This is a genomic window from Oleiphilus sp. HI0066 (assembly GCF_001635725.1).
The window spans coordinates 1-1,042 of the sequence record NZ_LWFH01000004.1; the positions used below are offsets into that span (position 1 = coordinate 1).

Consider the following 1,042-nt stretch of genomic DNA (forward strand, 5'->3'; position numbering starts at 1 on the left):
GGTGACGAAATCATTGTGACACGAATGGAGCATCACGCGAATATCGTTCCATGGCAAATGTTGGCAGAACGTACGGGTGCGGTCATTAAAGTTTGGGAGATCAATGAGCATGGTGAGTTGCTCATTGATCAACTCGACGAGCTTTTGAATCCAAACACAAAGCTTCTTTGCTTTACCCATGTATCAAATGTGCTTGGAACCATTAATTCAGCAAATGAAATCATTGCCAAAGCAAAATCTGTGAATGCATTAACCGTTTTAGATGGTGCACAAGCAACACCTCATTTTGCTGTTGATGTTCAGGATTTAGATTGCGATTTTTATGCATTTTCATCGCATAAAATTTTCGGCCCGACAGGTATTGGTGTTCTATATGGAAAGCGCGACTTGCTAGAAGCGATGCCTCCTTACCAAGGTGGCGGTGAGATGATAGAGCGCGTTAGTTTTGAGGGTACAACCTACAATCAACTCCCCTATAAGTTTGAAGCTGGCACACCAGCGATTGGTGAAGCGGTAGGCTTAGGCACTGCCATTGACTACATTCAATCGCTCGATCGCGAAGCGCTAGACGCGCATGAAGCCGCCTTAATGGCTCATGCGATAAAACTAATCGAGACCATTCCAGGCATGTCGATGATTGGTACTGCTGAAAACAAGGTGCCGGTTATGTCTTTCAAAATTGAAGGATTACATCCAAGCGACATTGGTATGTTGCTTGATCAACAAGGCATCGGCATTCGTACTGGCCACCACTGTGCTATGCCTCTAATGGAAAAATTCGGACTTCCGGGCTGTGCTCGCGCATCATTCGCGTTTTATAACACGCACGAAGAAGTCGATCAGTTATTCGCTGCGCTCGCGAAAATACAACGCATGTTCGCGTAAGAACGCATACTCTAGGAAGACATTTATATGACTGTTTCAACGTTCGAACCAAGCCAGTCTATTTCTGTATCAGAAAAGGCTGCTCAGCACATCGCACAAGAAGTAGCGAAAGCAGGAGGCGATCTATCTTTCCGCCTGTATCTGCAGACTAGCGGCT

The 1,042-nt window shown here is 45.6% G+C and carries 1 protein-coding gene; it reads left to right on the forward strand.

Going from position 1 to position 1,042, the window contains the following annotated elements:
* Nucleotides 1-885 (forward strand): aminotransferase class V-fold PLP-dependent enzyme (locus A3738_RS00565; protein WP_068763258.1); only part of this gene is annotated, 885 nt, incomplete at its 5' end.
* Between the last annotated feature and the right edge of the window lie 157 nt (nt 886-1,042).